2 protein-coding genes are annotated in these 1,748 nt (G+C 62.3%); both read right to left on the reverse strand.

The features are described from left to right. Nucleotides 1–208, reverse strand: a 208-nt coding sequence (locus AC2VON_RS24235; protein ID WP_486955115.1) for a cytochrome P450, incomplete at its 3' end; no start/stop codon positions are given. 101 nt (nucleotides 209–309) lie between these two features. Further along, on the reverse strand, nucleotides 310–1,650 hold the full coding sequence (locus AC2VON_RS24240) for a PE-PPE domain-containing protein (RefSeq protein WP_486955116.1): 1,341 nt from the start codon (nucleotides 1,648–1,650) through the stop codon (nucleotides 310–312). Nucleotides 1,651–1,748: the final 98 nt, after the last annotated feature.

The following is a 1,748-nucleotide window of genomic DNA, read 5'->3' on the forward strand; positions in this document are numbered from 1 at the left end:
CGGCGGCGCGGCGTCGGGGGCCGGCCGCATGTCCGGCAGTCGATCCAGCAGCGCGTTGATCGCCACCGTGGTCTCCATCCGGGCCAAGTGCATACCCCAGGCACAGGCGCGGGCCGGCGCCGAACGTCAGGTGTGCGATGTTGCGCCGGGTGGGATCGAAGCGGTCCGGCTCCGGATACCGCTCCGGGTCCCGGTTGGCGGCTGCCACGCTGACGTTCGCGAAACTGCCCCTGCCCGCTGTTGCAACCCCGCGGCGGCCCGTACACCCGCCAGGTGAAACCAGAATTAGGCCCAGGCTAACCAATCCACTTAAAACAGCGGAGAACCCGTGAGAGAACCCGCGAGAACTACGAGTTCGAAAGCGCCCGCCAGGGTGCCAATCCCGACGTCGGCTGCGATCGGCAAACCGATTGCGTCGATGGGATTCGAGAGGTGGTCCACGAAAAGCTCGACGTCATAGGCCGGAAGGCTGGTTAACAGAGTATTGGCAAAATCCGCCGTCGCCAGCAGACCGCTGTAGGCCGTCGAAGCGTCACTCGAGAGCGTGTTCACCGCATTGACGAAGTCGGTCACCAAAGACGCGGGATCACTTCCTGACGAGGGATCCGGCGGCGAACCGAGCGACGCCAGTGCCGTCCCCTCGTGCCCGCTGAAAGCGCCGAGGAAGTTCTTTATGCCGGTCTCGGTTCCACTTGCCAGGAGTTTGAAAAACTCTTCGAAGTCACTGACGCTCGGGAACAGCCCGAACGGAGTGGGTATGTTGGCGGGGCCTGTCGAGTATCCGTAGAGGGGGTCGCCGAAGCCCAGATTCACGATGGCGGTCAGATCCGGTCCGATGAGATCAGCAATCGGGGTTCCGATGACGGGGATGGCGCTGAGCAACTCCGTCAGCGGCAACCCGGCGGGAATCATGTAGTAAGTGGTCTCGGTGGCCCCCTCGGTGGGCAAGGTAAACGCCGGGTCGATGTCCGCGGCCGTGTACGAGTGGTCGTACAGCATACCCACAAAGGCGTTCACGTCGCACACGACATCGATCGGGTACTGGCAGAAGTCGGCGAAACCATCATACTCGTGCGTGACAATGACAGTCGGGAAGTCGTTCGCCGGCGTCGAGCCATAGAATGGCAAACCTATACTCGCGAGGTTCAAACCGGGAAAGCGCGCCAGAAGCCCACCGTTGGGATTCATCTCGTCACCGAGCAGCACGAAATATGCGGGTAAACTGCTCGGTGTGCCGGCGGGGTCGAGCGCACTCATTTCCAGCGAGGAAATATCGGCACTTTGGGAAACACCCAAAACTCCAACCGGGATGTTGGCGTCGAGTTGCGGAGTGATCGCGTTGTTCAGGATTGTGACGCCCTGGCTCACCGACGTGTCGAAGGGCAAGGTCTTCACACCGGTCAACGGATACAACCCCTCGGGCGTGAACAGCTCCACCGGCTTGGACCCCGGCAAAAATGTCTGGATGTACGCCTCGACGGAGTCCACATAGAACGGGTCCGTGCTAGGTATCGGCAGGCCGGTGGCGCCCATGAGCTCGGTTACCGACGGGCCGGGATCGAGCAGCGGCGGTGGCGTCCCCCCGTACGCGAACGCGGAGTTCATCACCGCCGTCAGCGCCAACAAACCGGAGCCTGCAGTGGCGAACAACCCCAAACCCAGCAAGCGAAGCCGATAACCCGGCATTACGACCCCCTCGGAACGGTGACGTTGGACGAGCGGTTATCCGGCTATGATTCGTACCGGCT

The sequence above is a fragment of the Mycobacterium sp. TH-M82 genome (assembly GCF_057473605.1).